A 26,621-nucleotide genomic window follows, 5' to 3' on the forward strand; every position below is an offset into this window, starting at 1 on the left:
CAAGCGGTTCTGGCGTGACATCTCCCACCCCTTCCGAACCAGCATTAGTAAAGCCAGTGTTGCGGCCACGCGATGCCGCATCTTTGCTGCTAATTGACCGCACTGGCCCCACGCCGCGCATTCTTATGGGCCGACGTCACCCCAGTCTGGTTTTTATGCCGGGAAAATTCGTTTTCCCCGGCGGCAGAGCCGACGCAGGCGATGGCGCAATCACTGCTGCAAGCGAATTGAGCGTGGATGACACGCAGAAACTGCTTTCGGGCATGGGCGCACGCGCATCGCTACGCCGCGCACGTGCGCTTGGGCTTTGCGCCATCCGCGAAACCTTTGAGGAAACGGGATTGCGGGTTGCCCGTCCCTCATCTGATAAAATTCTTTCTGGTAAACAACTGTCATCAGGCAACATAATAATGCCTGATAATAGAGATTGGTGTGCATTCCTCGAACGTGGCGTATTGCCTGCACTTGGCGATCTGCGCTATTTCGCCCGGGCTGTGACACCGCCAGGAAATGTTCGCCGATTTGATACGCGGTTTTTCATCGCGTTTCGGGACAGCTTACCGGGACTTGAAAGCTCGACACTTGTCCCGAGTGGAGAATTACAGGATTTGGATTGGGTCGCCTTTGATGATGTTGACAGGCTCGACGTTGCCCGTATTACGCAAGCCATTTTGAAGGAAGCGCGAGTGCTGCTCTCGGAAAACCTGTTTGACCTGCCCGCCACGCTACCTGTGGCGCAATACAGCAAGCGGCATGGCCGCTTTGTGCGTGAAGTGATCTGACCTCATGAATAAAGAAATTCATCCTGCCGACATTATCTCTCCGGAGCCTAACGGTGGGAACCCACAAGGCGAGTTGCATTGGCGGTCGCTTGCTGCAGCCATTGCAACGATCAGCGCTATGGGTGCCGCTATCGGTCTAGGCATTCCGCTTTTGAGCGTTTTACTGGAAAGCCGAGGCTATTCAGCCAGCCTGATTGGTGCCAACACCGCTGTCGCTGGCCTCGCATCCATAGTTGCAGCACCACTCGCCGCACCGATTGCGGCGCGCCTTGGCGTGGCCAAAGCAATCGTTCTGATGCTTTTTATCGGTAGTTTCGCATTTCTTGGTTTTCACTTTTTCCAACCACTTTGGGCGTGGTTCGCACTGCGAATTGTCCTGCATTTCGCACTGACCGTGCTTTTCGTTCTCTCGGAATATTGGATCAACGCTTCCGCACCGCCTGAAAAACGGGGTTTGGTGCTTGGCATCTATGCGACGTCGCTGTCACTCGGTTTTGCACTCGGGCCGTGGCTGTTCTCAAAAATTGGCAGTGCTGGCGGCATACCTTTCTATGTCGGTTTCGCAATCATTTTAATTGCCATCATTCCGGTATTAATCGCATGGCGCGATAGTCCAGATTTCGAAGAGGGCGAGCACGTCCCCTTCTTGCCGTTCATCTTTGCTGTTCCAACGGCTACAATGGCGGTGTTTGTATTCGGTGCGGTTGAAACTGGTGGCTTCGCACTGTTCCCGGTCTTTGGCGCTCGCGTCGGCTTTAGCGAAGGGGACGCTGCATTGCTGTTGACCATGATCGGCCTCGGCAATGTGTTGATGCAGATTCCATTGGGAATCATCAGCGACAAGATTTCGGACCGCCGCAAATTGCTGCTGTTCTGCGCTGTCACCGGCCTTATCGGAATGATCGCCCTGCCCTACCTGATGCATAGCTGGTATCTCATGGCTGCTGTGCTGTTTCTGTGGGGCGGTGTGGTCGCGGGCCTATATACCGTGGGCCTTGCCCATCTCGGTTCTGAGCTCACCGGACGCGAACTTGCATCCGCCAATGCTGCATTCATCTTCTGCTATGCGATTGGCATGCTGGCAGGCCCGCAAGCGGTTGGAGTCGGTATGGATGCAATGGGACCAAAGGGATTCCCGCTCACCCTTGGTATCTTTTTTGCGGCTTTTGCACTCTTTGCTGCGATTAGGCTCGTTCAAAAGAAGAAGCGGGGTTGACTTTTCGCGGCTAAACCGTAGTGTCGCGCCGAATTTCCGCTTCTTACCAATAGGTGAGACTCGTAGCGGTTTAATCATGAAAGAGCAGGTATTTCGATATGGCCAAGGCTACGACCATCAAGATCAAGCTTTTGTCGACCGCTGACACCGGTTTCTTCTACGTAACGAAGAAGAACAGCCGCACGATGACGGATAAAATGACAAAGACTAAGTACGACCCGATCGCGCGCAAGCACGTCGACTTCAAGGAAACGAAGATTAAGTAATTCGTTTCCACCGCCAGACTAACTGGCAGGAATCAAAAAGCCGTCTCTTATGAGACGGCTTTTTTGTTGGTGCTGTGCAAGGCATTCAGGCCGCGGAAAGCACAATCCGGTTGCGACCTTTTTTCTTGGCTTCATAAAGAGCTGCATCGGTGCGCGCAAAAAGTGCTTCAACACTATCGCCCCCCATCAGCCGCAAGGCTGCAATACCGATGCTGATCGTCATATCGATCTTTTGAGCGCCACGGGCGATCAGGAATGGCTGTGCAGAAACTGCATCACGAATACGCTCTGCGACAGCCGAAGCCGCCGCAAGATCAGTATCCGGAAGCACGATGGCGAACTCTTCGCCGCCATAACGGCACATAACATCCATACCGCGAATCTGTGTGCGCAGCCGCGCCGAAAATTCGCGCAGCACATCGTCGCCGCCATCATGTCCGTATTTGTCATTGACGCGCTTGAAATGATCGAAGTCGACCATGATGACCGATAACGGGCGCTCGCGCCCCTTAGCGCGCGATATAAGCACCGGCATATGCGTATCGAGATAGCGGCGGTTATGCAGCCCAGTGAGGCTGTCTGTCACCGCCATGGTGATTGTGCGGCTCAGGCTCTGGCGCAGCAAATCGTTATAACACTTGCGTTTGATCTGCGTGCGAAGCCGCGCATAAAGCTCAAGCTTCTCCAGCGGTCGCATTACATAATCATTCACGCCTAACTCAAGCGCACGCACCACCAGCGAACCTTCATCTTCATTGACAATCAAGATGATCGGAACCAGCCGCGTACGCTCAATCGTGCGCATTTGGGAGCAAAGCCGCAATGGGTCGTAATGAGTAAAATCTGCCGAAATGACGATGCTGTCATAGTCGTTCTCAATGGCCTTGATGAGAGCGTCATTAGCATCATGCGCAACATCGACAAAATACTCTTCGCCAAGAATCAGGCGCAGCCGTGCCGCGGCCAGTTCATTCTCATCGACCACCAGAATACGAGCGGCATCATCGCCGCCTCCGAACCGACCGGAAAGCTTCGTTGCCAGCAGAGCTTCCACTTCTGTATCGGCCACAGTGCCGGTACGCTGAAACAACTCGTCGGATACCATTTTAAGCCGGGCGAGGCTCTTCACACGCGAAAGAAGCTGCAAATCCTTGACCGGCTTGGACATGAAGTCGTCCGCTCCTGCCTCAAGCCCCTTGATCCGGTCTTCTGCGCTATCCAGCGCGGTCAGGATTATGACAGGAATATTGGTTGTTCGTGGGTCGTCCTTCAAACGACGACACACTTCAAAACCATCGATGGTGGGTATCAAAACATCGAGGATGACCACATCAATCTGTCCGCCAAGGCAGATTTCAACAGCTTCCGCACCGTTGTTGGCCGTCACAACCTCATAATATTCGCTCAATAGCAAAGCTTCGAGCAGCTTTACGTGCGCTTCCTCAGCGTCAACGACGAGAATTCTTGCTGTCATAATGCCCTGCCCCCAGTTCTCGCCCCGTACGTGCCCCGATAATGAAGGGTGCATCTCAAACATTTTTTACGCGCATCTTACCCGAAAACCGCTTCACACTTTTCGGGATGCGCTCTAAGCGTCTCCCAGATAAGATTTGATGGTTTCGATAAAACGCGGAACCGAAATTGGCTTTGATATATAGGCTTCGCAACCGCCCTGCCGGATGCGTTCCTCATCACCCTTCATCGCAAATGCCGTGACCGCAATCACTGGAATATGCTTGAGTTCCTCATCATCCTTGAGCCATTTGGTGACTTCCAGACCCGAAACTTCGGGAAGCTGAATATCCATCAAAATGAGATCGGGGCGGTGTTCGCGAGCAAGATCAAGCGCCTCAAGACCATTTCTGGTCCTGATGGTTTCATATCCGCTGGATTCGATAAGATCGCGAAACAACTTCATATTGAGTTCGTTGTCCTCGACGATCATCACAGTTTTCGTCATCGAATATTTCCTGGCCTAATTCTTATCCGTTGCAAGACAGGTTGATCTGCCCATTACACCCCTATGGATTTCATCAGTTTAAGCGCATTTCATTGACGAAAGGCAAATATTCCTTCCATCTTACATTGAACCCGCTCAGTCCGGGGGCTAAAAGCAGGCATATTCGAAGAACGGAGAAGCCCATGAAGACGCTCATGAGCCAAACGGATGCAGAAAACATTGCAGTTGAAGCACTGGTATGGCTTGCACAAGACGCGGAACTGATGCCACGTTTTCTCGCTTTGACCGGCATTGAGGCTTCCTCAATCCGCTCAGCAGCACAGGAACCGGGCTTTTTGGCTGGCGTCCTGCAATTTTATCTTGGCCACGAACCGACATTGATGCGATTCTGTCAGGAAACCGGACGCGATCCTGCTACTATTGAAAAAGCAGCGGCACTTCTTCCCGGCGGGCCAAACCATCATTTGTAATAAAAAAGCCCTGCAGATGCAGGGCTTTATCGTTTTTACCGCATGCTAAAACAATCAGACGCTTGCGGATTCAGCCTGTGACACGCTCAGAACATTCAGCTCATGGGTCTTGCCATCTCGCGCAACCCACGACATGGACTGCCCCGGCGTAAGGCCAATCAGTGCCGTGCCAATTGGCGTCAGGATCGAGATTTTACCCTGTGCAATATCTGCCTCACCTGGATAAACCAGCGTCACTTTGCGCTCGTGGCCATCGTTGGAGCGAAACTCCACCGTCGAACCCATGTGAACGACGTCTGCCGGCATTTTTTTTTGCGGCACCACCTTGGCGCGGTCTAGTTCCTGCAACAATTCCTCGGCGACTTCCTCCAGTTTTTCGGAGACGTTACCGGCCAGAATTGTCAGCCGTTCGTGATCGATGTCGCTGACGACGATCTTTGGCTTCTTGCGATTCTTTGCACTCATGACGATAGCTCACTGCTGTCTAATGATAATTGTCCTCCGTCACTAAACTGGCCCGGAGCAACTGATTGAATTTTTAAAGAGAGCGCTTTTAGCAATTCCGCTTGAAGGCAAGCGGCAAACCGTCCCCCGGAATCCTCTGCGCTAAGCAGGACTCGAGGGTAGCTATCCCATGATCGGTTGAAACCGATGGAGTATGGAAGCAAAACGGTTGTTCATAACACTAAACTTGGTGATATCCTTGCCAATGTCAAGTGCAGAGCTGACAGGGCATCGAGAGGCGATGGCATTATCTCGATTTAATGCTATAAAACGATGTTCCTTTTATGTTCATCAAATCGCACACGGCCATGACCGAACCAATTGCAGCCAACAGTCCAGAACAAGGCTTCTGCCGCGATTGCTTATCGCAGCAAAAGCTTGAGTCTGCGCGGCGTTGCCGTAGCTGTGGTAGTCCGCGTCTGGTGAGGCATAGCGAGCTTTACAAACTCTCGCTCGCCCATGTGGATTGCGATGCGTTTTATGCTTCTGTGGAAAAGCGCGATAATCCCGATATTCGGGACAAGCCGGTCATCATTGGCGGTGGCACACGCGGTGTTGTTGCCACCGCCTGCTATATCGCGCGCATTCATGGCGTGCGTTCTGCCATGCCGATGTTCAAAGCGCTGGAAGCCTGCCCTCAAGCGGTTGTCGTCAAACCCAATATGGAAAAATATGCCCGCGTTGGGCGCGAAGTCCGCCAATTGATGCATGAGCTGACCCCGCTCGTCGAACCCATATCCATCGATGAAGCTTTTCTTGATCTCGCTGGTACGGAAAGACTGCACCGTGCGCCCGCAGCAATCGTACTGGCGCGCTTTGCCAAGCGTGTTGAAGAAGAGATCGGCATCAGCATCTCGGTCGGGCTTTCCTATTGCAAATATTTGGCGAAAGTTGCATCCGACCTTGAAAAGCCGCGTGGCTTTTCCGTCATCGGTGAAGCCGAAGCACTAGATTTTCTACGCGACAAGCCGACCAGTATGATCTGGGGCGTTGGAAAATCCTTCAATGCCAAGCTGGAAAGCGACGGCATTCGCACCATCGGCCAGCTCCAGACCATGGACGAAAGCGCACTCATGAAAGCCTATGGCACCATGGGCCAGCGGCTTTTCAGGCTTTCACGCGGACAGGATAGCCGCAAGGTTGAACCTGAACACGATATGAAAAGCGTTTCGGCAGAAACCACTTTCAACCAAGACTTATCGCAAGCTAGCGATCTGGTGCCTGTGCTGCGCGCACTTTCGGAAAAGGTGTCACGACGCCTGAAGGCAGGCGAGATTGCCGGGCGCACAGTCGTTCTCAAACTGAAGACACAGGACTTCAAACTGCGAACGCGAAATCGGCAATTGGCTGACCCGACACAACTTGCCGACCGTATTTTTCGCACCGGTGTTCAGCTTCTCGAAAAAGAGCTGGACGGAACGAAATTCAGACTGCTTGGAATAGGCGTTGGCGAACTTTCGGCGGACGACCGCGCCGATCCACCTGATCTCGTTGATACGCAAGCCACCAAACGTGCGGTTGCGGAAGGCGCGATTGACCGCTTGCGCAACAAGTTTGGCAATAGTGCTGTGGAAACCGGCTATACTTTTTCCAAAGGCAATCTCGCTCGACCGCAAACACCATCAGATCGCGATCCCAACGACTAATGCGAATTGCGACAGTTCGATAAAAACAGCTTTGGAGAAAAACAAATCAATCACCGCTAAGCGCTTGACGAAGTGCGTCTCTATCAATATTGGAACACCTCAAGAGAGCGCTGACTGATTTGACAGAACTCTACGGATGGCCTCATGGCGGAGTGGTTACGCAGAGGACTGCAAATCCTTGCACCCCGGTTCGATTCCGGGTGAGGCCTCCAATCTTCCCATATTTTTTTTATAAATAATTGAAAACGCTTTTATTATTTATAACGGTGTTTTGCCACGCTCAGGGTGCTAGTAGCAGTTTGTTCGCTTTGCGCACCTTTAATGGCCCTGCTTCAGCGCCATTATCTCCCCAGAATATCCATGGCGCTCACATGATATTCATACTGTTAAGAGAGTTGACTATCAAAGCCGGAACCTGGCTGGTTTAGATACGTTTATTTTAGCAGTTGTGAATACAATCGAGAATGGATAGCGCCATGTACAAGTTTTCGGCAGTTGCCGCAGTAGTCTTGTCAGCTTTGGCTTTTACCGCCCCAAGCCACGCACAAAGCATTGAGATCGGCCCGAACGGAATTCAGGTAAATCCAGACGGAAACCGCCAGGTTGAGCGTGACAGAAGACAAGATCGCGGAGGAATAAGTGAACGTCGGGCTGTCAGGATTGCGCGCGATGAAGGTATGGATGAAGTCGAAAGCGTACAGCGCCGCCGAGGTGTATATGTCATTCGCGGGATCAGCCGTCAGGACGATGATATGAGGGTCGTTGTAGACGGTCGCACGGGAGATGTTCTTGAAGTCCGCTAATCATGAGTGAATAGCTTACTACTAGGCTATTTTTTCGGAACGTAATTCGCTTTGTTTTCAAAATACTGAGCAAAGATTGTTTGGAGTAAGGTGAGGCGTCAACCAAACCAGCCCAACCCCGGATTAGCTTGTGCTGCCGGGGCTTTTTTTTAAAGAGCGTGAACCTTTTGCCGATCACATAGTTTATCCGACGAAGAGGATAAATGATGGGTATGTTCATCACTACAATATCAACGGCATGGCTTGTTCTAATCGCATATTCTGCCTGGTTAGAACGGAACGAAAAGTAACGATCTTCAAGTTTCCGGAAGGAAAAAGCTGAGTGCTTATGCGGCTGAAGTGTCATAAGTTTATATTCTAAGATTTTTTGAAGCATGCGCTGTTTTTGACGAATGGCTTTCCTTATCGGGCCGTTTGTCCCGTCGGCTCTTCGCTATCAATCAAATGCGAGGGTGATGCGAACCGAAGCAGCTTTTCATGATTGATAATTCTCACGGATGATGCCTCAACGCTCACACCGTGCGATACCAGATTTGCAAAGCTCCTTGAGAGATTTTCCGGTGTCATTCCGAGATAGGCGGCCAAAATCCGCTTTTCAAACGGGATAATCACGACTTCAGGATCAGTGCTGGTAAGGGATTCTTTTAATATCCAGTTGGCCAGACGCTGAACGCTGCTTCTGAGTTTTTGCGTCTTCAACTCCTTGACCAGACGTCGATAGGCACGTGCCGTTTCAAAAACAATAGCACGCATAAATCCGCTGTCTTCACTCATCAGATCACGCACCAGCGCTGCAGGAACCATCAAAACACGCGTCGCAACAAGTGTTTGCGCCGTTTGCAGACAAACATCATCATTCAACACCGCCGCCAGAATGAAAACATCAACGGCACCCAGAATTTCTAGCGCAGTCTCGCCCTCGTTTGATTTGGCCGACATCAATACCAAGCCGTCGAGGATCACATAGAGAAAATCTGCGCGTTCATTTTCCTTCAACAGAATGGTTTTCGGGGGGAATGACTGCATGAAGCTGGGACTTATGATGCGCTCAAACGTCTTTTCGTCCACACCGGCAAACAGGGGAAGGTTGCGCAGCGCATCAATATCTTCTTTCCGCATTAAACCATACCCATAATATCAAGTTTTATTTTCTAGTTTATTATACTTGATAAATATCAATTGCACAAGCGTATTCAGTCAATACTTGACATTAACTAAATCTATTTGTCACATTACAATGATAATACATGGGAATATTCTTTAAGAATCGAATGCCATTGATCTCGATCAATGTATTCACCTGACTGACGTCGCATAAGTGCAAGCGAAACCTTTCACGGTATTCAAGTCGGAGTACGCTATGCCACACGCCGCGGGAGACACCCACCGGAAACAGACGACAGCACTAACGATGAGCACCGTCGCTTTCACGACCTGCTTTGCCGTCTGGACCATATTTGCAATCATCGGCATACAGATCCGGACGGAACTGGGCTTGAGTGAAACCCAGTTTGGCTTGTTGGTCGGCACGCCCATTCTGACCGGCTCACTGATCCGCGTTATTTTGGGAATATGGGCGGATCGTTACGGTGGGCGAGCAATTTTTACGCTGACCATGCTCGTGTCAGCGGTGGCAACCTACTTCCTGACATACGCAACAACTTATCCGCAAATGCTGATTGCAGCTTTAGGTGTTGGTGTTGCAGGCGGCTCGTTCTCCGTTGGTGTCGCCTACGTCTCACGCTGGTATCCACCAGAAAAGCAGGGCACAGTACTGGGCATTTTCGGCGCTGGCAATGTTGGCTCAGCAGTTACGAAATTCTTCGCTCCAATGGTCATGGTTGCTTTCGGCTGGCATGCGGTTGCCGAAATCTGGGCTGCCGCAATGGTCATCATGGCGCTGGCTTTTTACTTCACAACCAGCGACGATCCTGTCCAGCTTGAACGCAAACGCAAGGGCGAAAAGCCAGCAAGTACCCTTCTGGAACTTGAACCGCTTAAAAACATTCAGGTCTGGCGTTTCTCTCTTTATTATTTCTTCGTTTTCGGTGCCTTCGTGGCACTTGCGCTGTGGCTGCCGCAATATCTGATCCATGTTTATGGCGTTGATATTCGCTATGCCGGTATGATCGCTGCTTGTTTCTCAATCCCAGCCAGCTTGTTTCGTGCCTATGGCGGACATTTGTCCGATGTCTATGGCGCACGCAAAGTCATGTACTGGACCTTCCTTGTCGGATTGGTTGCAACCTTCATTCTGTCTTATCCGCCGACCGAATATATTATTCAGAGCGATAATGGCCCGCTGCGTTTTACCGCTGAAATGGGTGTGGTCGGCTTTACTATAACGGTGTTCATCCTTGGCTTCTTCATGGCTTTGGGCAAGGCTGCCGTCTTCAAGCATATTCCGGTCTATTACCCTGGCAATGTCGGCGCAGTCGGCGGTCTCGTCGGTATGATCGGCGGTCTTGGCGGCTTCATCCTGCCAATCCTGTTCGGGGTCTTGCTCGACCTCACCGGCCTCTGGACAAGCTGCTTCATGCTGTTGTTCGTAATCGTTGCTGTATCCTTTGCATGGATGCATGTTTCGATCCGTCAGATGGAACGTGCTGCTCAGGGCAAGGAAACGGAAGAGCTTCCAGCCTTCGCTGAACTACAGGGGCTGAAAAAGCTCGAACTCAAGCCAGCTCGCGAAAGCGACGCTGTGCTGACCGAATGGGAACCGGAAGACAAGACCTTCTGGGACCAGAAAGGCAGACGCATTGCCAAGCGCAATCTCTGGCTTTCCATCCCTGCCCTGCTGTTGTCCTTCGCAATCTGGCAGGTATGGTCAGTCGTCGTAGCAAAGCTGCCTTTGGTTGGCTTCCAGTTCACCACAGATCAGCTTTTCTGGCTGGCGGCCCTCCCCGGCATTTCGGGTGCGACACTGCGTATCTTCTATTCATTCATGGTGCCGATCTTCGGCGGTCGCCTCTGGACAACACTGACCACATGGTCGCTGGTCATTCCAGCAATCGGTATCGGCTATGCCGTTCAGCACCCTGATACGCCTTACTTCGTGTTCCTTCTGCTGGCTCTGTTCTGCGGCTTTGGTGGCGGCAACTTCGCCTCGTCCATGTCCAATATTTCCTTCTTCTTCCCGAAGGCAGAAAAGGGCAATGCAGCCGCACTCAATGCAGGTCTTGGCAATCTTGGCGTCAGCGTCGTGCAGTTCGTTGTGCCGCTGGTCATCACAGCTGGCATCTTCGGCAAGCTTGGCGGCGACCCCGCAATTGTAGCCACCGAGGCTGGCAATGCGCCGATGTGGTTGCAGAATGCTGGCTTCTTCTTCGTGCCCTTTATTATCATCACTGCCTTTGCCAACTGGTTCGGCATGAATGATATTGCATCGGCGAAAGCATCCTTTGCCGATCAGGCAATCATTTTCCGCCGCAAGCATAACTGGATTATGTGCTGGCTCTATACCGGTACATTCGGCTCCTTCATCGGCTATTCGGCTGGATTCCCACTGCTCACCAACATTCTGTTTCCGGAAGTCAATGCGCTGCATTACGCCTTCTTAGGACCACTTGTCGGCGCATTATCCCGCTCCGGCTCCGGCTGGCTGGCCGATAAATATGGTGGCGGACGTGTGACGATCTGGGCCTTTGTTCTCATGATGATCGGTGTGAGCGGTGTGCTCTGGTTCGTCGGCATCAAAGACCAGCCGCATGCATTTACCGGCTTCTTCGCATCCTTCGTTCTGCTGTTCTTTGCAACCGGCATTGGCAATGCGTCCACCTTCCAGATGATCCCTGCGATCATGTCGAAAGAGATGGACCGCCTGATGCCGAAGGCAACGGTCGAACAGCGTCGTCTGGAAGCAGGCAAGGAATCTGCTGCCATCACCGGCTTCACCTCCGCAATCGCAGCTTTCGGTGCCTTCTTCATTCCGAAGGGCTACGGCACCTCGATCAGCATGACCGGCGGGCCGGAAGCCGCTCTCTGGGCCTTCCTGATCTTCTACGTCACCTGCCTGATTATCACCTGGGCAATTTATACCCGAAAAGGCGGCGTGCTTTACGACGTCGAGCGCAATCGCAAATCAGCGCCTGCTGCCGCCTAATTAATAAAAGTATTGAGAGGACAAAATTATGAGTCTACTCCTCGACCGATTGAACTTTCTTGCCAGAAAGAATGTCGGCACCTTCTCCGAAGGGCACGGTGTTACCACGGTTGAAAACCGTGACTGGGAAGATGCCTATCGCAAGCGCTGGCAGCATGACAAAGTCGTCCGCTCGACACATGGTGTAAACTGTACCGGCTCCTGCTCGTGGAAAGTCTATGTGAAGGGTGGCATCATCACATGGGAAACCCAGCAGACCGATTATCCGCGCACGCGGCCTGATCTGCCAAATCATGAGCCACGCGGTTGCCCGCGCGGTGCAAGCTATAGCTGGTATGTTTATTCGGCCAACCGCGTAAAGTATCCGCTGATACGCTCGCGCCTCATGAAGCACTGGCGCAAGGAACGCGCGCTTAAAACGCCGGTCGCCGCATGGGCAGCGATCCAACAAGACCCGGCCAAGCGTTCCGATTATATGAAGGTTCGCGGCCTCGGCGGCTTTGTTCGTGCGACCTGGGACGAGGTCACCGAAATCATTGCAGCCGCCAATGCTTACACCGCCAAGACCTATGGCCCGGACCGCGTGGTTGGCTTCTCGCCAATTCCTGCAATGTCCATGGTGTCTTATGCAGCAGGCTCGCGCTATCTGTCGCTGCTTGGCGGCGTGTGCATGTCATTTTATGACTGGTATTGCGATCTGCCACCCGCTTCGCCCATGACTTGGGGCGAGCAGACAGACGTTCCAGAATCAGCTGATTGGTATAATGCGGGCTTCCTGATGCTCTGGGGCTCGAACGTCCCGCAGACCCGCACACCGGATGCGCATTTTTACACCGAAGCCCGCTATAAGGGCGCAAAATCAGTCGTGGTTTCGCCTGATTATTCGGAAGCCGCAAAATTCTCCGACCTTTGGCTGCATCCTAAACAGGGTACAGACGCGGCCCTTGCTATGGCTATTGGCCACGTCATTCTGCGCGAGTTCCATCTTGATCGTCAGGTCGAATATTTCGAGGATTATTGCCGCAAATATACCGACTTCCCGATGCTGGTGCGTCTGAGCAAAAAAGACGGTCATTATGTACCTGACCGCTTCATCCGCGCATCCGATTTTGTCGACACCCTTGGCGAAAGCAACAACCCGGATTGGAAGACAGTCGCATTCGACAAGAAGTCCGGTGCCTATGTCGCACCAAGCGGCTCGATCGGCTATCGCTGGGGCGAAGACGGCAAATGGAACCTTGAAGAAAAGGACGGCAAAGGCGACGCAGTCGATCTAGCCAAGAGCTTTATCGACAAGGGCGAACATGATGCCATCGCCGATGTGGGCTTCCCATATTTCGGCAATCGCGAACACGATTATTTCGAAGGCACCGACCACGAAAGCGTGCTGGTACGCAAGGTCCCGGCCCGCAAGGTAAAGCTTGCGGATGGCGATGCGATGATCGCTACTGTCTTTGATCTTTTCGCCGCCAATTACGGTCTTGATCGTGGCCTGGACGACAAGAATTCAGCCAAATCTTTCGAAGAAGGGCTGCCTTACACACCCGCATGGGCAGAAAAGATCACCGGCGTTCCACGTGATCAGATCATCGCGGTTGCCCGCGAATTTGCGTATAACGCGGAAAAGACCAATGGCCGTTCCATGGTCATTCTCGGTGCCGGTCTCAATCACTGGTATCACATGGATATGAGCTATCGCGGTATCATCAATATGCTGGTGATGTGCGGTTGTATCGGCCAGTCGGGCGGCGGCTGGAGCCACTATGTCGGACAGGAAAAGCTGCGTCCACAGACGGGCTGGACAGCGCTTGCATTCGCGCTCGACTGGAGCCGCCCGCCGCGCCACATGAACTCGACGTCGTTCTTCTATGCGCACACAGACCAGTGGCGCTATGAGACGGTGAAAGTCGATGACATTCTCTCGCCCACAGCACCGGAAGGTGCATGGGGCGGAACACTGCACGATTATAATATCCGTGCCGAACGCATGGGTTGGCTGCCATCTGCACCACAATTGCAGACCAATCCGCTAGACGTTGCAAAGCAGGCTGCTGCATCGGGCAAAGATGCCAAGGATTTCGTTGCCGAAGCACTAAAATCCGGCACGCTTAGCATGTCCTGTGAAGACCCGGACAATGAAGCAAACTGGCCGCGCAACATGTTTGTCTGGCGCTCCAATCTGCTTGGCTCTTCCGGCAAGGGACATGAATACTTCCTAAAACACCTGCTTGGAACCTCGAACGGTCTTTTGGGCAAGGATCTTGGTCAGGAAGGCGCACAGGAATCGCAGGAAGCCGTCTGGCACGATGAAGCGCCGGAAGGAAAGCTTGACCTGTTGGTGACGCTCGATTTCCGCATGTCCACGACCTGCGTTTATTCCGACATCGTTCTGCCAACTGCCACCTGGTATGAGAAAAACGATCTCAACACGTCTGACATGCATCCATTCATTCACCCGCTCTCAAGTGCGGCTGATCCTGCATGGGAAGCACGCAGCGACTGGGACATTTTCAAGGGCATTGCCAAGAAATTCTCGGATGTTGCACCGGAAGTGCTGGGCGTTGAGAAAGACATCGTTCTCGTTCCAACTCTGCATGATACCGCAGGCGAACTTTCGCAGCCTTTCGATGTGAAGGACTGGAAAAAGGGTGAGGTCGAACCAATCCCCGGCAAGACCATGCCGACAGTGGTTGTGGTTGAGCGCGATTATCCGAACCTTTACAAGCGCTATACCTCTGTTGGGCCTCTTCTGGAAAAGCTCGGCAATGGCGGCAAGGGTATCGGCTGGAACACCGATCATGAAGTCGAACTGCTCGGCAAACTGAACGGCAGGGTGACGGAACCAGGTGCATCTGAAGGACGTCCGCGCATCATGACGGACATTGATGCAACAGAAGTCATTCTGTCGCTCGCACCTGAAACCAATGGTGAAGTGGCCGTAAAAGCATGGGAAGCGCTGTCGAAATTTACCGGCCGCGATCACAGCCATCTGGCAATCCCTAAGGAAGACGAGAAAATCCGCTTCCGCGATGTGGTTGCGCAGCCGCGCAAGATCATCTCTTCGCCGACATGGTCGGGTCTTGAATCGGAAAGTGTCTGCTACAATGCCGGTTACACCAATGTGCATGAACTGATCCCATGGCGCACGCTGACAGGCCGTCAGCAGCTTTATCAGGATCATCTGTGGATGCGCGCTTTCGGTGAAGGCTTCTGCGTCTATCGTCCTCCAATCGACACCAAGACCGTCAATCCGGCCATTCGTGAAAAGGCAGACGGCAAGCCGCATCTGGTGCTCAACTTCATTACGCCGCACCAGAAATGGGGCATCCACTCGACCTATTCGGACAATCTGTTGATGCTCACGCTCAACCGTGGTGGTCCTGTTGTGTGGATTTCCGAACCCGACGCCAAGCGGGCTGGCCTGATCGATAATGACTGGGTCGAAGTCTATAACGCCAATGGTGCGATCATCGCGCGTGCCGTTGTTTCGCAGCGCATCAAAGACGGCACGATCTTCATGTATCACGCACAGGAGAAGATCATTAACGTGCCGGGATCGCCTCTGACGGGGCAGCGCGGCGGCATTCATAACTCGGTCACGCGTATCATCACCAAGCCAACCCACATGATCGGCGGCTACGCTCATCAGTCTTATGGCTTCAATTATTACGGAACTGTTGGAGCAAACCGCGATGAATTCGTCGTGGTGCGCAAGCTGGAAAACGTCGACTGGATGGAAGGTCCGCTCGAAGAAAGCAACCCGCAGACACCGCACAGCAAGGAGGCAGCAGAATGAAAATCCGCGCGCAAATCGGCATGGTCCTTAATCTGGACAAGTGCATCGGCTGCCACACCTGCTCCGTGACATGTAAAAACGTCTGGACGAGCCGTGAAGGTGTTGAATATGCATGGTTCAACAATGTTGAAACCAAGCCCGGCATCGGCTTTCCAAAAGAATGGGAAAACCAGAAAAAGTGGAATGGCGGCTGGGTCCGCAAGAAGAACGGCAAGATCGAACCCAAAATGGGTGCGAAATGGCGTATTCTTGCAAAGATTTTCGCCAATCCTGATCTGCCGGAAATCGACGATTATTACGAGCCTTTCGACTTCGATTACGCGCATTTGCAAAGCGCACCTGAAAGCAAGACCATGCCGACCGCCCGTCCGCGCTCGCTGATTTCCGGCCAGCGGATGGAAAAAATCGAATGGGGTCCAAACTGGGAGGAAATTCTCGGTGGTGAATTTGCAGGGCGCTCGAAGGACTACAATTTCGAAGGTGTGGAAAAGGAAATCTACGGCCAGTTCGAAAACACCTTCATGATGTATCTGCCGCGTCTTTGCGAGCATTGCCTCAACCCAACCTGCGTTGCGGCCTGCCCATCAGGTGCGATCTACAAGCGTGAAGATGACGGCATTGTTCTGATCGATCAGGAAAAATGCCGCGGCTGGCGCATGTGCGTGTCTGGTTGCCCATACAAGAAGATTTATTACAACTGGAGTTCGGGCAAGTCGGAAAAGTGCATTTTCTGCTATCCGCGCATCGAAGTTGGCCAGCCAACTGTGTGCTCGGAAACATGCGTCGGACGTATCCGCTATCTCGGCGTCATTCTTTATGATGCAGACCGGATTTCGGAAGCTGCATCGACCGCCAATGAGCAGGATCTTTATGAAGAGCAGTTGAGCATCTTCCTTGATCCAAACGATCCGAAAGTAATCGAACAAGCGCGTAAGGATGGCGTGCCGGATGCATGGCTGGAAGCGGCAAAGCATTCGCCGGTCTACAAAATGGCAATGGAATGGAAGATCGCCTTCCCGCTGCATCCTGAATATCGCACGCTGCCAATGGTCTGGTACGTGCCGCCACTTTCGCCACTCCAGTCAGCCGCAGCCGCTGGTAAGCTTGGCATGGATGGCCCGCTGCCGGATGTTCGCTCCATGCGTATTCCGGTACGCTATCTCGCCAATCTTCTGACCGCAGGCAAGGAAGAGCCGGTTATTTCTGCGCTCGAACGTATGCTGGCCATGCGTGCTTATATGCGAAGCAAAACCATCGACGGCGTTATCGACGATGCAATTGCCGAGCGCGTTGGCATGAGCAACGGAATGATCGAAGACATGTATCAGTTGATGGCAATCGCCAATTATGAAGATCGTTTCGTCATCCCGACTTCGCACCGAGAAGTCACGGAAGATGCCTATGATCTGCATGGTTCGTGTGGCTTCACCTTCGGCAATGGCTGTTCGGGCGGTTCTTCCACGGAAGACCTCTTTGGTGCCAAACGTCAGAAGGTTGTCCAGACACCGACCGATATTTTCAGGGAGCAAGTGTAATGAACAAGGTCCTGAAAATACTATCTCTTCTGCTCTCCTATCCGTCGCAGGAAGTGCGCGCCGGACAGGATGAACTCAAAGCAGCCGTTGCAGAAGAAACCAGCCTGTTGTCGCCGGGTATGCGCAAGCTTCTCGACAATCTGATTGATGACATCTGCAAAGGCGATCTTTACGAGGCCCAGGAGCGATATGTGCACCTGTTTGACCGCACGCGTTCGCTTTCCCTGCATTTGTTTGAGCATGTGCATGGCGAAAGCCGCGATCGTGGTCAGGCGATGGTTGATCTGCTGAAAATGTATGAGGACAATGGCTTCGAAATCGATGCCAAAGAACTACCCGATTATCTGCCGTTGTTCCTTGAATTCCTTTCGACCCGTTCGCCGGAAGAAATTCATGATCTGCTGACGCAGACAGCACATATCACCACAGCAATCGGTGAACGCCTGCGCAAACGCCGGTCGATCTATTCCAATGCTTTTGCGGTGCTCGCGACCGTGAGCAATGCAAAGCCAGATGAAAAGCTGGTTGGTGAATTGCTGCGTCAGGAAGAAGACGATCCGAATGATCTCGAAGCACTCGACCGTATCTGGGAAGAGGAGGCCGTGACTTTCGGAAGCCAGAATGCCGGTGAAAATGCCTGTGGTCCTGATCGGCTACGCATGCAGGTGCGTGCCTCACGCCGCAATCCGGCAGCGCCGTCAAACCCGAGCCAAATCTAGGAGATGGAGATGGCCAATTATATCAATACATTTCTGTTCGGGATTTATCCCTATATCGCGCTGAGCGTTCTGACTCTCGGGTCGATTGTCCGTTACGACCGCGAACCTTACACATGGCGCGCAGGCTCAAGCCAGCTTTTGCGCCGCAAGCAGCTCATGTGGGGCTCGGTGCTGTTTCACTTGGGCGTGCTGGTGATTTTTGCTGGCCATTTTGTCGGTCTGCTGACACCGATCTGGATTTTCGACACGCTCGGCATCAGCCATGAAGCCAAGCAAATCCTCGCAATCGTTGCGGGCGGCATTGCCGGCGTGATGGCGATTATTGGCGCAACGCTTCTGGTTCATCGCCGGTTGTTTGATCCGCGTATTCGTGCCTCGTCGCGACCAACCGATACACTGATTATCATTCTGCTGTGGATTCAGTTGCTGCTCGGACTTGCAACTATTCCGGTATCACTCCAGCATCTTGATGGCCATGAAATGGTGAAATTCATGAGCTGGGCGCAGGGCATATTTACTTTTAATCTTCAGGCCTCGAGCTATATTCTGGATGCGTCGCTGATCTTCAAGCTGCACATTTTCCTTGGCCTGACGATCCTGCTTCTGTTCCCGTTCACGCGTCTGGTGCATATGCTCAGCGCGCCGGTACGTTATATCTGGCGGCCCGGTTATCAGGTTGTTCGCAAGCGTAATCACAGTGTAGCGCCTTCTCATAAGCGAGTTCAGGCGGAGCGGAGCTAATGGCAACACTTTTTGAAAGCAAACAACCGTCGGGACATTCTGGCGCAAAGGGCAGCTACTCCACCTACCAGGAACCGGACACGCGCGTTCCACCAAAGCCGCGCCCGATTTTCGATGCCATTACCGTCAATGGCATTGCCATTGCCGAAAGCGACATTCTCAATGAAGCGCAGAACCACCCGGCAGAAAATCCGGGCGCAGCGTTGCTGGCCGGTGCCCGGGCATTGGCAATAAGAGAGCTTCTTTTGCAACGTGCAAAAGAACTCAACATTGTGCCAGAGCCGGAAAAAAACGCCGATGGGCGTGCTGAAACCGACGATGATGCATTGGTTCGTATGGTAATTGAACAGGAGGTCGACGTGCCTTTTGCATCAAATGACGAGTGCTTGCGCTTTTATGAGAATAATCCGCAGCGCTTCACCAGCTCACCTTTGCTGCAAGCAAGCCATATCCTGATTGCGGCAGACCCTGCCGATCAGAAAGCGCGTGAAAAAGCACGGGGAACGGCCTCGTTTCTGGCAACATCGGTGATCACCGATCCTGCAAGTTTCAGCTCTATGGCACGCGAATATTCCGCATGTCCATCGGGCGCGCAGGGCGGCAATCTCGGTCAGCTTACACGCGGCAGCACGGTCCCGGAATTCGAGCGCGCACTTGAGAGGCTTGCACCGGGTGAAATCACCGGCTCACCTATCGAAAGCCGCTTCGGCTTCCACATCATCCGCCTTGATCACCGTGTAGACGGAGAAGTGCTGCCTTTTGATTTCGTATCAGAACGCATTGCTGGCTGGCTCGAAGCGTCGACATGGTCAAAGGCAGTCTCGCAATATATTGCAATTCTTGCCGCCGACGCCGATATTACCGGCATCGATCTTCTGTCGAGCGACGAGGAGAATGCATGATGCCTCAACCGATCCTCGCAGCAATTCTTGCACAAAAAGACGTGCCGGTTGATCCGCTTCTGGCGGAAGTTGCAAAGCGCGCTGAAGAACAGGGCCTGCACGTTGCAGGCTTTCTTCAACGGCGCGGGCCTGACACAGACGAATGCTGTCGGGAGATTATCATCGAACGGATCGGAACAGGCATCACCCAAATTATTTCGCAGCCGCTCGGTTCAGGTTCGCGCGGCTGCAGGCTTGACCCGAGAGCGCTGGCAGATGTGGCCGGTTCTCTACTTACCGAGCTTGACGCGGGAGCGGATATGCTCATCCTCAATCGCTTCGGCAAGGGTGAAGCCGAAGGCCAAGGTTTCCGCGCCGTCATCGAATCCGCCTATGCAAGGCAAATTCCGGTGCTGACCGTTGTGCGCGAGACATACACCGGCGACTGGATAGACTTCGCAGGCGATTGCGGTGTTTTACTTTCACCTGATAGCTCAAGCGTCATCGAATGGTTTGATGCCGTCAACGTGGTCTGCGCTCTTCGTAAGTCTGCCTGATCAGCAACTATGCTGATTCAGGATTCCAGCTTTGCGCCAAAGCAACACCTGCGCCAACCAGATCGATAGCGCGCGCCGCAATCTGTTCTGCAATCTCTTCTACACTTTGCGGATGAAGATAAAAAGCAGGAACTGGCGGCATGACAATTGCCCCCATTTCAGTCACCGTGCACATATTGCGCAAATGAACCAGATGCAGCGGCGTTTCGCGGGTTAACAACACCAGCCTGCGCCGTTCTTTGAGATGCACATCAGCAGCGCGGGTCAGAAGACTATCGCTAAAGCCGTGCGCGATGGCTGCAAGGGTTCGCATAGAACAAGGCGCCACAATCATGCCAGCCGTTGGTACCGAACCGCTCGCAATCGTGGCCCCCACATCACCAACCGAATAGGTCTTGTCCGCCAGCCTGTGCAGCAGCGAATAGCCGTTGGGGCCAAGTTCATAACGCAAAGTGCGTTCGGCGGCTTCCGAGACCACGAGATGCGTCTCGACATTTTCCAACTTTTCCAAGCGTTCGAGAATTTTCAGCGGAATGATCGAACCCGACGCACCCGATACACCGATAACAATCCGCTTCATTTGCGCGCGCTCCTATCCAGCCCCAGTTCGTCCCACATTGCGTCAACATGCGCGATTGTCTCATCATTCATTGTGAGAACCTCGCCCCATTCGCGGTCAGTTTCCGGCCCGATCTTGTTGGTTGCGTCCAGTCCCAGCTTGCCGCCAAGACCAGAGCGTGGCGAGGCAAAATCAAGATAATCAACCGGCGTATGATCGAGCGTAATGAGGTCACGGCTTGCATCGAACCGCGTCGACAACGCCCAAAGCACATCATCCCAATTGCGCACATTGATGTCAGGATCGACCGCGATAATGAGTTTCGTGTAGCTGAATTGTGGCAGCATCGACCAAAGACCCATCATCACGCGGCGCGCCTGCCCCGGATAACGCTTGTCGATTGAAACAACCATGGCACGATAGGAACAGGCAGCCGCAGGCAACCAGAGATCCACAATTTCCGGAAATTGCTTGCGCACGACCGGCACAAAAAGCTGATTCATCACCTCGCCAAGTTTCGACGGCTCATCCGGGGGACGCCCGGTATAGGTGGACAGATAGACCGGCTTTTTGCGCATGGTGATCGCGCTTAACTGCATGATCGGGAATTCTTCGACGCTGTTATAATAGCCGGTATGATCGCCATAAGGGCCTTCCGGTGCCGTCTGTGATGCGGAAACATGGCCTTCCAGCACGATTTCAGCATTGGCAGGAACACTCAACGGCACCGTGCGCGCATCCGTAATTACAGGCCGCTGACGCGACAAAAGGCCGGAAAATGCAAGTTCGCTCATGCCTTCGGGCAAAGGCATAACAGCCGCTAGAATTGTGGCCGGATCGACACCAATGGCCACCGCCACAGGCATATCCAATCCGCGCTTTTGCCACATACGATGGTGACGCGCGCCGCCGCGATGCGCAAGCCAGCGCATGATCAGGCGGTCATGCCCCAGTTTCTGCATCCGATAGATGCCGACATTGACATCAGACGGATCATCGGGCGCACAGGTAATAACCAGCGGCCATGTCACAAGCGGCGCAGGCTCTCCGGGCCAGCACCACTGGATCGGCAGTTTTCCAAGATCAATTTCGTCGCCCGTCATCACTGTTTCATGGACGGGCGCGCGGCTAACTTTGCGCGGACGCATTGCAAGTGCTGCCCTTGCAATCGGCAGCTTGCTCCAGATTTCCTTGGCGGAACGCGGTGGCTTTGGCGCCCGCAATTCTGCAAGCATATCGGCCAAAGCAGGCAGCTCCTCAACCTCACGCCCCAAACCCCAGGCAATGCGCCGCTCTGCGCCAAAAAGATTAGCAAGCAACGGCACAGACTGCACATTGCCATCCGCATCAACCGGCTTTTCGAAAAGCAACGCCGGACCATCCGTATGAAGTACGCGCTTATGAATTTCCGTCACTTCGTGAACAAGGGAAATCGGGCGCGTGATGCGAACAAGATCGCCGCGCTTTTCAAGCTCACGCATGAAACTCTGCAAACAGGCGTAATTAGGCGGCAAAACAGGAGACTTTTTCATCCCTCCTGTTTGAGTACCGAATTGTTTCGCCGTCTTTGATCTTAATCAAACTGCCGACGCGCTGAATCGACTAATCATCTTTCATCTTTGAGCGCATCCCGAAAACGGTGAAGCTGTTTTGGGAACAAGATGCGCAGTAAAACAAATATTTAGGGCGCTTCTACTGATTTAATCAGAACAGGAAGCGCTTTAAACGGGAGCTGAGTAATGATGAAAATACCGTCAGCTGTGGCTGCTCCTGCCCGGCTCGTTCCGCCATTTCTGCTGACCCCGCTTTTTTCACGTGTGTTTCTTCAGGTTATACGGGAGCATCCCGGTCTGTTTGAGCGGCTCGGCGAATATGTCGATAAGCGTTTTGGTTTCAGCCCTTCAGACCTACCATTCATGTTTGTTGTGGAGCCTTCCCGCCCTGCAATTTCTGTCTTTCGCAAGGGTGCGCAAGTCGTAACAGATGCTGCGATTGATGGTCCGCTGGTAATGCTGCTCGCTTTGCTTGAGGGCAAGCTTGATGGCGACGCACTGTTCTTCTCGCGTGACATCACGGTCACCGGCGATATGGAAGCCATGCTTGCGCTACGCAATGCGCTTGATGATTGCGATGTCGATTTGCCCTCCGATCTTGGCAAGGGTGCAGGCCCATTCGCACCGATCGTGCGGAGCATCGCAAGCTATATCCGTGAAAAGGCATTGAGTGCCGAAACCCCGGCCGAGGGAGAACGCAAATGGAACTGATATGCCCGGCGGGCACGCCTGCGGCATTGCGTGAAGCAGTTCAGGCGGGTGCCGATGCAGTTTATTGCGGCTTTCGCGATGAAACCAATGCACGCAATTTTCCCGGCCTTAATTTCAGCCGCGCAGAATTAAAAGAGGCGATAAGCTTCGCCCATGCGCGTCGCACGCAGGTTTTCGTCGCCATCAACACCTTCATGCGCGCTGGCGACGAACATATTTGGTATTCGGCGGTCGATGATGCAGCAGCACTTGGTGCCGACGCGGTCATTCTCGCTGATTTCGGCTTGATGGCCTATACTGCCGAACGTCACCCCGAGCAGCGGCTTCATGTGTCTGTGCAGGCATCCGCATCCAATGCCGATGCAGTACGTTTTCTCATTGATGCGTTCAAAGCAAAACGCGTGGTGCTACCGCGTGTTCTGACTATTCCTGACATTGCGAAACTTGGCAAAAAGATCGCTTGCGAAATGGAAGTTTTCGTATTTGGCGGTCTTTGTGTCATGGCCGAGGGCCGCTGTTCACTCTCATCCTATGCCACCGGAAAATCGCCGAATATGAATGGCGTCTGTTCGCCTGCGAGCCATGTCCGCTATCGCAATGACGGCTCGGAGCTTGTGTCGGAACTTGGCGACTACACGATCAACCGCTTTCCGGCAGGCGAAGCCGCAGGCTACCCGACGCTTTGCAAGGGGCGCTTCAATATTGGCGACGAAGAAGGCTATGCTTTCGAAGATCCGGTGTCACTTGATGTGATGAACCACATTGATGAACTGCGCGCCGCAGGCGTTTCGGCACTTAAAATCGAGGGTCGCCAGCGCGGCAAGGCCTATGTCGCAGAAGTTGTTTCGACATTGCGTCAGACTTTGACAGCAGAGCCGCAGCGTCGTGCTGCGCTGCTGTCGCGGCTTCGAACTTTAAGCGAAGGTCAACAGACCACATCAGGCGCTTACGAAAAGCGCTGGAGATAATCATGTCAGATTTACGCCCCACCCCTAGTATCATTCCCGACCTCAGCATGGGGCCAGTTCTGTTTTTGTGGGACGGACCAAAATGGCGCGATTTCTATTTCCGTATTGCCGACGAAGCCCCAATTGAACATGTAACTGTCGGTGAAATCGTCTGTTCCAAGCGCTTTCATTTCATTGATCCCTATATGGAAGAAGTTGTTGAACGGCTGCAAAATGCTGGCAAAAAGATCAGCCTAGGCTCGCTCGCATTGGTCATGCTAGAACGCGAAGCAAAACATGTGCGCGAAACAGCAGCAGACTCGCCCTATCCGGTCGAGGCCAACGATCTTTCGGCACTGGGTCTGTTAGAAGGCAAGCCGCATCTTATCGGGCCATTGGTCAATGTCTATAATTCGGCAACTGCCAAAGTTCTTGCAGCACGCGGTGCGCAATCGATTTGTCTGCCTCCCGAACTTCCAATGGAATCTATTCGCGAAATTATCAAAGGTGCACCGGATATTGCATTTGAGGTATTTGCTTTCGGACGCATTCCGCTGGCGATCTCGGCACGTTGCGCTCATGCGCGTTCCAAAGGGCATATCAAGGATAATTGCCAGTTTGTCTGTGGCGAAGAGCCGGACGGCCTGTCGGTCAAGACGCTCGACAGCCAGCCGTTTTTAGCATTGAACGGCGTGCAGACGCTTTCGCACACATGCCAGTCACTGATCGAAGATATTCCAGAACTGGTTCAGGCAGGTGTAGCCCGTTTCAGGCTGTCACCACAGGATTGCGATATGGTTGCAATCGCACGCATTCACGACGACGTGCTACATGGACGTATCGAGCCGGAAGAGGCTGTCATGCAGTTGCAGCGCACCTATCCATCGGTTCCGCTGTCCAATGGATTTTTGCATGGCGGCATTGGTGCAGCCTGGGTCAGTCGCCAGAAAACCGCTGCGGTCATGCATGGTTGATAAAAAGATATGCTGAAATGAAAACGCCGCAGCTTCTAGTGAAGCTGCGGCACTCTAAATCCTTTTACTTTAAGCATAATCTTATCAATCCTCGTTTCACTCCGGTCGGATTATGCTCTCATAAAGACAATTCTAGGGGTGTTTTAAACACTACCTTCCGCAAGCCGTCGAATGCCTTGCTTATCGGTCACAGTCAGCTTCTGACGGCCGCCTAAAACAAAGCCCTTGGTTTCCCATCCGCTAAGAATACGTGACACCGTATGGAGCGTCGTGCCGGTCATTTCAGCAATATCCTGCCGGGTAATAGGGAAGTCGATACGAATGCCGTTTTCTTCTTTCTTGCCAGCCTTCTGCGCCAGTCGCAGGACAACGTGCGCGACACGGCGCTCAACCTCTTCCGTCGACATTTCACGAATGCGCGTATGCGCTTCTTCAAGCCGCTTGCCGATTGTCTGAATAGCATTCATGGCAAGGCCAGGGTTTTGCTCGACAAAATAGTCCCACAATTCGGTTGGCCATCCGAGCACAATGCTTTCTGTAACAGCAACCGCCGTGCCAGGATAATCATTACGCTGCAAAGCCTTGGCAAAGCCAAACAAATCACCCGGATGCACCATGCGGACAATTATCTGCTGGCCGTCAGATGTCACCTGATTGACCTTCAGGCGGCCATAGAGAAGCAGATAAAAAGTTACTGCATCATCGCCTTGTTCGAAAATGGATTCGCCCTGCGCGATACGACGCGACGTTGCATAGGAGACAAGCTTATCCAGCTCATTATCCCCCATCTTGGCGAATAATGACAACTTCCTGACAAGACCGCGATCAATCGTGGCCATTACGACACCCCTACTCTGAATCCCCATTCTCTGTTTAGCATATTACAACAGGAATAGCATGTTTTTAGGGGCATAAAGTTGAGGCATTTCATCAAATAAGATTACACCGAAAAGTCTTTTATCCGCTTAAGCGCAGGTGCAAACCAACGCCCGTCCCGGACAAGGCGAAATCCCAAATTATCGGGTGGCAGACCCACACTACATCCGCCGGATTTCGGATTGCGAATAAACGAGCTCATTGCTGCACGGTGCTTGCCATTGACCACATACACGCCGCAGACTTCATTCTCGCTGGCTATTTTTCCATAGGCGTCGAGATTGACACGCCGATGGCAGGTGGTTGTCCATTCCCAGATATTGCCACCAATATCCGCGACACCAAACTCGTTTTCACCAAAGCTGCCGACCGGACGAACAGCGGGGTTGCGATCCTGCTTACGCTCACTTTGCTTTTCATAATCACGCAACCAGCGCAATGCCGGGTTAGCACTCTCGTCACCGCCCAATGCATCGTCGGCAAAGCGAGAACCAGCGGCAAAAGCCCATTGTTCATCTGTGGGCAATTGCCAGACCTCGCCGGTTTTTTGCGAAAACCACTTCGCATAGGCTTTTGCATCATCATAGCTGATACCAACCACAGGATGCCTATATTGTGAACTATCAGTTGCCGGAGATTGCCTATCCGCAGAAAGGCAAGCACCTTCATTCACACACAAGGCATAATCAGCAATGGTTACCTGATATTTCATGATTTCAAACGACCGATTGAGGCGGCGCGTCGTCATGGGTGCATCGGTTGGGTAATTATTTTTCTGAAAGTCGCCATCGGCACGATAGGTCATGCTTCGCGGCGTGACCTTGATCATCTGTGGGCGAGCAATCTCGTAATCTGCGTTTTTTACGCCAATCTGGCCCGCCGCATTGACCACAAATAGCCCTGCGGCGACGGCAAGAAGGACAGCTGGAATTGCAACGCCAAGATCGCGCAGTTTTTTCTTCGCACTTTGTTTCATGATGTTTGCACCAAGCCAATCAAGATCAGCGGTTCGGGGGACGAGCC

Annotated in this window: 24 protein-coding genes and 1 tRNA gene; 17 read left to right on the top strand and 8 right to left on the bottom strand. The window is 52.9% G+C overall.

Translation table 11 applies throughout. The features are described from left to right. The first annotated feature begins 14 nt into the window (after window positions 1–14). The 3 genes from CEV31_RS16430 (at window position 15) to rpmG (ending at window position 2,264) form a co-directional block, all read left to right on the top strand. Complete coding sequence (locus CEV31_RS16430; RefSeq protein ID WP_094508420.1) at window positions 15–782, top strand: NUDIX hydrolase; 768 nt, start codon at window positions 15–17, stop codon at window positions 780–782. A 73-nt stretch (window positions 783–855) separates the two neighbouring features. After that, the gene (locus CEV31_RS16435) at window positions 856–1,998 is read left to right on the top strand and encodes an MFS transporter (RefSeq protein ID WP_094508640.1); all 1,143 of its coding nucleotides are present in this window, start codon (window positions 856–858) and stop codon (window positions 1,996–1,998) included. A 98-nt stretch (window positions 1,999–2,096) separates the two neighbouring features. Further along, complete coding sequence (gene rpmG, locus CEV31_RS16440; protein ID WP_094508422.1) at window positions 2,097–2,264, top strand: 50S ribosomal protein L33; 168 nt, start codon at window positions 2,097–2,099, stop codon at window positions 2,262–2,264. A gap of 85 nt (window positions 2,265–2,349) precedes the next feature. On the opposite strand, the gene CEV31_RS16445 is transcribed toward rpmG, so the two are convergent. Then, window positions 2,350–3,738, bottom strand: a complete 1,389-nt coding sequence (locus CEV31_RS16445; RefSeq protein ID WP_094508424.1) for a PleD family two-component system response regulator — start codon at window positions 3,736–3,738, stop codon at window positions 2,350–2,352. 114 nt (window positions 3,739–3,852) lie between these two features. Beyond that, on the bottom strand, window positions 3,853–4,224 hold the full coding sequence (locus CEV31_RS16450; protein WP_094508426.1) for a response regulator: 372 nt from the start codon (window positions 4,222–4,224) through the stop codon (window positions 3,853–3,855). A 182-nt stretch (window positions 4,225–4,406) separates the two neighbouring features. On the opposite strand from CEV31_RS16450, the gene CEV31_RS16455 reads away from it, so the two are divergent. After that, on the top strand, window positions 4,407–4,694 hold the full coding sequence (locus tag CEV31_RS16455) for a DUF3572 domain-containing protein (RefSeq protein WP_094508428.1): 288 nt from the start codon (window positions 4,407–4,409) through the stop codon (window positions 4,692–4,694). A gap of 54 nt (window positions 4,695–4,748) precedes the next feature. Here CEV31_RS16455 and rnk read toward each other — a convergent pair whose 3' ends face one another. After that, window positions 4,749–5,159 (bottom strand): nucleoside diphosphate kinase regulator, encoded by a 411-nt coding sequence (rnk, locus tag CEV31_RS16460; RefSeq protein ID WP_094508431.1) that lies wholly within the window; start codon window positions 5,157–5,159, stop codon window positions 4,749–4,751. Window positions 5,160–5,506: 347 nt separating this feature from the next. On the opposite strand from rnk, the gene CEV31_RS16465 reads away from it, so the two are divergent. The 3 genes from CEV31_RS16465 to CEV31_RS16475 all read left to right on the top strand — a co-directional run bounded on the left by CEV31_RS16465 (window position 5,507) and on the right by CEV31_RS16475 (window position 7,647). Next, entirely contained in the window at window positions 5,507–6,844 is a 1,338-nt protein-coding gene (locus CEV31_RS16465; RefSeq protein ID WP_094508642.1) for a DNA polymerase IV, read from the top strand. Window positions 6,845–6,982: 138 nt separating this feature from the next. Then, window positions 6,983–7,056: transfer RNA gene (locus tag CEV31_RS16470), tRNA-Cys, on the top strand. 264 nt (window positions 7,057–7,320) lie between these two features. Then, entirely contained in the window at window positions 7,321–7,647 is a 327-nt protein-coding gene (locus tag CEV31_RS16475) for a PepSY domain-containing protein (protein ID WP_094508644.1), read from the top strand. 402 nt (window positions 7,648–8,049) lie between these two features. Here CEV31_RS16475 and CEV31_RS16480 read toward each other — a convergent pair whose 3' ends face one another. Continuing rightward, window positions 8,050–8,766, bottom strand: coding sequence for a cyclic nucleotide-binding domain-containing protein (locus tag CEV31_RS16480; protein WP_094508433.1), 717 nt, complete (start codon window positions 8,764–8,766; stop codon window positions 8,050–8,052). 241 nt (window positions 8,767–9,007) lie between these two features. Here CEV31_RS16480 and CEV31_RS16485 point away from each other — a divergent pair, with 241 nt between their 5' ends. The 7 genes from CEV31_RS16485 to CEV31_RS16515 are packed head-to-tail and all read left to right on the top strand — an operon-like array spanning window position 9,008 to window position 19,978. Beyond that, window positions 9,008–11,749, top strand: coding sequence for a nitrate/nitrite transporter (locus CEV31_RS16485; RefSeq protein WP_094508435.1), 2,742 nt, complete (start codon window positions 9,008–9,010; stop codon window positions 11,747–11,749). Between the two features lie 28 nt (window positions 11,750–11,777). After that, complete coding sequence (locus CEV31_RS16490) at window positions 11,778–15,545, top strand: nitrate reductase subunit alpha (protein ID WP_094508437.1); 3,768 nt, start codon at window positions 11,778–11,780, stop codon at window positions 15,543–15,545. Next, complete coding sequence (gene narH, locus CEV31_RS16495) at window positions 15,542–17,080, top strand: nitrate reductase subunit beta (protein WP_094508439.1); 1,539 nt, start codon at window positions 15,542–15,544, stop codon at window positions 17,078–17,080. The genes CEV31_RS16490 and narH overlap by 4 nt, the downstream gene beginning before the upstream one ends. Further along, entirely contained in the window at window positions 17,080–17,799 is a 720-nt protein-coding gene (gene narJ / locus CEV31_RS16500; protein ID WP_094508441.1) for a nitrate reductase molybdenum cofactor assembly chaperone, read from the top strand. Before narH ends, narJ begins: the two co-directional genes overlap by 1 nt. 9 nt (window positions 17,800–17,808) lie before the next feature. Then, complete coding sequence (narI, locus tag CEV31_RS16505) at window positions 17,809–18,540, top strand: respiratory nitrate reductase subunit gamma (protein ID WP_094508646.1); 732 nt, start codon at window positions 17,809–17,811, stop codon at window positions 18,538–18,540. Next, on the top strand, window positions 18,540–19,442 hold the full coding sequence (locus CEV31_RS16510; RefSeq protein WP_094508444.1) for a peptidylprolyl isomerase: 903 nt from the start codon (window positions 18,540–18,542) through the stop codon (window positions 19,440–19,442). The genes narI and CEV31_RS16510 overlap by 1 nt, the downstream gene beginning before the upstream one ends. After that, a complete protein-coding gene (locus tag CEV31_RS16515) occupies window positions 19,439–19,978 on the top strand; it encodes a DUF2478 domain-containing protein (protein ID WP_094508446.1) in 540 nt (179 codons plus the stop codon). Before CEV31_RS16510 ends, CEV31_RS16515 begins: the two co-directional genes overlap by 4 nt. A gap of 7 nt (window positions 19,979–19,985) precedes the next feature. Here CEV31_RS16515 and CEV31_RS16520 read toward each other — a convergent pair whose 3' ends face one another. Then, entirely contained in the window at window positions 19,986–20,558 is a 573-nt protein-coding gene (locus CEV31_RS16520) for a UbiX family flavin prenyltransferase (protein ID WP_094508449.1), read from the bottom strand. Continuing rightward, a complete protein-coding gene (locus CEV31_RS16525) occupies window positions 20,555–22,069 on the bottom strand; it encodes a UbiD family decarboxylase (RefSeq protein WP_094508451.1) in 1,515 nt (504 codons plus the stop codon). Before CEV31_RS16525 ends, CEV31_RS16520 begins: the two co-directional genes overlap by 4 nt. Window positions 22,070–22,276: 207 nt before the next feature. Here CEV31_RS16525 and ubiT point away from each other — a divergent pair, with 207 nt between their 5' ends. From ubiT to ubiV, 3 genes are read left to right on the top strand one after another with little or no spacing between them, the layout of a single operon-like run. Continuing rightward, on the top strand, window positions 22,277–22,801 hold the full coding sequence (ubiT, locus tag CEV31_RS16530; protein ID WP_094508453.1) for a ubiquinone anaerobic biosynthesis accessory factor UbiT: 525 nt from the start codon (window positions 22,277–22,279) through the stop codon (window positions 22,799–22,801). Then, entirely contained in the window at window positions 22,792–23,769 is a 978-nt protein-coding gene (ubiU, locus tag CEV31_RS16535) for a ubiquinone anaerobic biosynthesis protein UbiU (protein WP_094508455.1), read from the top strand. The genes ubiT and ubiU overlap by 10 nt, the downstream gene beginning before the upstream one ends. A 2-nt stretch (window positions 23,770–23,771) precedes the next feature. Further along, window positions 23,772–24,722: a ubiquinone anaerobic biosynthesis protein UbiV gene (gene ubiV, locus CEV31_RS16540; protein ID WP_094508457.1), complete on the top strand. Its 951-nt coding sequence runs from the start codon at window positions 23,772–23,774 to the stop codon at window positions 24,720–24,722. Between the two features lie 143 nt (window positions 24,723–24,865). Here the strand turns inward: ubiV and CEV31_RS16545 are convergent, their stop codons facing one another. Further along, window positions 24,866–25,561 (bottom strand): Crp/Fnr family transcriptional regulator, encoded by a 696-nt coding sequence (locus CEV31_RS16545; protein WP_094508459.1) that lies wholly within the window; start codon window positions 25,559–25,561, stop codon window positions 24,866–24,868. A 101-nt stretch (window positions 25,562–25,662) separates the two neighbouring features. Next, window positions 25,663–26,577 (bottom strand): SUMF1/EgtB/PvdO family nonheme iron enzyme, encoded by a 915-nt coding sequence (locus CEV31_RS16550; RefSeq protein ID WP_235818137.1) that lies wholly within the window; start codon window positions 26,575–26,577, stop codon window positions 25,663–25,665. Window positions 26,578–26,621: the final 44 nt, after the last annotated feature.

The sequence above is a fragment of the Brucella thiophenivorans genome (assembly GCF_002252445.1).
Taxonomy (GTDB): Bacteria; Pseudomonadota; Alphaproteobacteria; order Rhizobiales; family Rhizobiaceae; genus Brucella; species Brucella thiophenivorans.

What these genes read in the sequence shown, in the direction of transcription:
- rpmG (WP_094508422.1), top strand. Translation starts at nt 2,097, where the DNA reads ATGGCCAAGGCTACGACCATCAAGATCAAGCTTTTGTCGACCGCTGAC.
- CEV31_RS16445 (WP_094508424.1), bottom strand. Translation starts at nt 3,738, where the DNA reads ATGACAGCAAGAATTCTCGTCGTTGACGCTGAGGAAGCGCACGTAAAG.
- CEV31_RS16450 (WP_094508426.1), bottom strand. Translation starts at nt 4,224, where the DNA reads ATGACGAAAACTGTGATGATCGTCGAGGACAACGAACTCAATATGAAG.
- CEV31_RS16455 (WP_094508428.1), top strand. Translation starts at nt 4,407, where the DNA reads ATGAAGACGCTCATGAGCCAAACGGATGCAGAAAACATTGCAGTTGAA.
- rnk (WP_094508431.1), bottom strand. Translation starts at nt 5,159, where the DNA reads ATGAGTGCAAAGAATCGCAAGAAGCCAAAGATCGTCGTCAGCGACATC.
- CEV31_RS16465 (WP_094508642.1), top strand. Translation starts at nt 5,507, where the DNA reads ATGACCGAACCAATTGCAGCCAACAGTCCAGAACAAGGCTTCTGCCGC.
- CEV31_RS16475 (WP_094508644.1), top strand. Translation starts at nt 7,321, where the DNA reads ATGTACAAGTTTTCGGCAGTTGCCGCAGTAGTCTTGTCAGCTTTGGCT.
- CEV31_RS16480 (WP_094508433.1), bottom strand. Translation starts at nt 8,766, where the DNA reads ATGCGGAAAGAAGATATTGATGCGCTGCGCAACCTTCCCCTGTTTGCC.
- CEV31_RS16485 (WP_094508435.1), top strand. Translation starts at nt 9,008, where the DNA reads ATGCCACACGCCGCGGGAGACACCCACCGGAAACAGACGACAGCACTA.
- CEV31_RS16490 (WP_094508437.1), top strand. Translation starts at nt 11,778, where the DNA reads ATGAGTCTACTCCTCGACCGATTGAACTTTCTTGCCAGAAAGAATGTC.
- narH (WP_094508439.1), top strand. Translation starts at nt 15,542, where the DNA reads ATGAAAATCCGCGCGCAAATCGGCATGGTCCTTAATCTGGACAAGTGC.
- narJ (WP_094508441.1), top strand. Translation starts at nt 17,080, where the DNA reads ATGAACAAGGTCCTGAAAATACTATCTCTTCTGCTCTCCTATCCGTCG.
- narI (WP_094508646.1), top strand. Translation starts at nt 17,809, where the DNA reads ATGGCCAATTATATCAATACATTTCTGTTCGGGATTTATCCCTATATC.
- CEV31_RS16510 (WP_094508444.1), top strand. Translation starts at nt 18,540, where the DNA reads ATGGCAACACTTTTTGAAAGCAAACAACCGTCGGGACATTCTGGCGCA.
- CEV31_RS16515 (WP_094508446.1), top strand. Translation starts at nt 19,439, where the DNA reads ATGATGCCTCAACCGATCCTCGCAGCAATTCTTGCACAAAAAGACGTG.
- CEV31_RS16520 (WP_094508449.1), bottom strand. Translation starts at nt 20,558, where the DNA reads ATGAAGCGGATTGTTATCGGTGTATCGGGTGCGTCGGGTTCGATCATT.
- CEV31_RS16525 (WP_094508451.1), bottom strand. Translation starts at nt 22,069, where the DNA reads ATGAAAAAGTCTCCTGTTTTGCCGCCTAATTACGCCTGTTTGCAGAGT.
- ubiT (WP_094508453.1), top strand. Translation starts at nt 22,277, where the DNA reads ATGATGAAAATACCGTCAGCTGTGGCTGCTCCTGCCCGGCTCGTTCCG.
- ubiU (WP_094508455.1), top strand. Translation starts at nt 22,792, where the DNA reads ATGGAACTGATATGCCCGGCGGGCACGCCTGCGGCATTGCGTGAAGCA.
- ubiV (WP_094508457.1), top strand. Translation starts at nt 23,772, where the DNA reads ATGTCAGATTTACGCCCCACCCCTAGTATCATTCCCGACCTCAGCATG.
- CEV31_RS16545 (WP_094508459.1), bottom strand. Translation starts at nt 25,561, where the DNA reads ATGGCCACGATTGATCGCGGTCTTGTCAGGAAGTTGTCATTATTCGCC.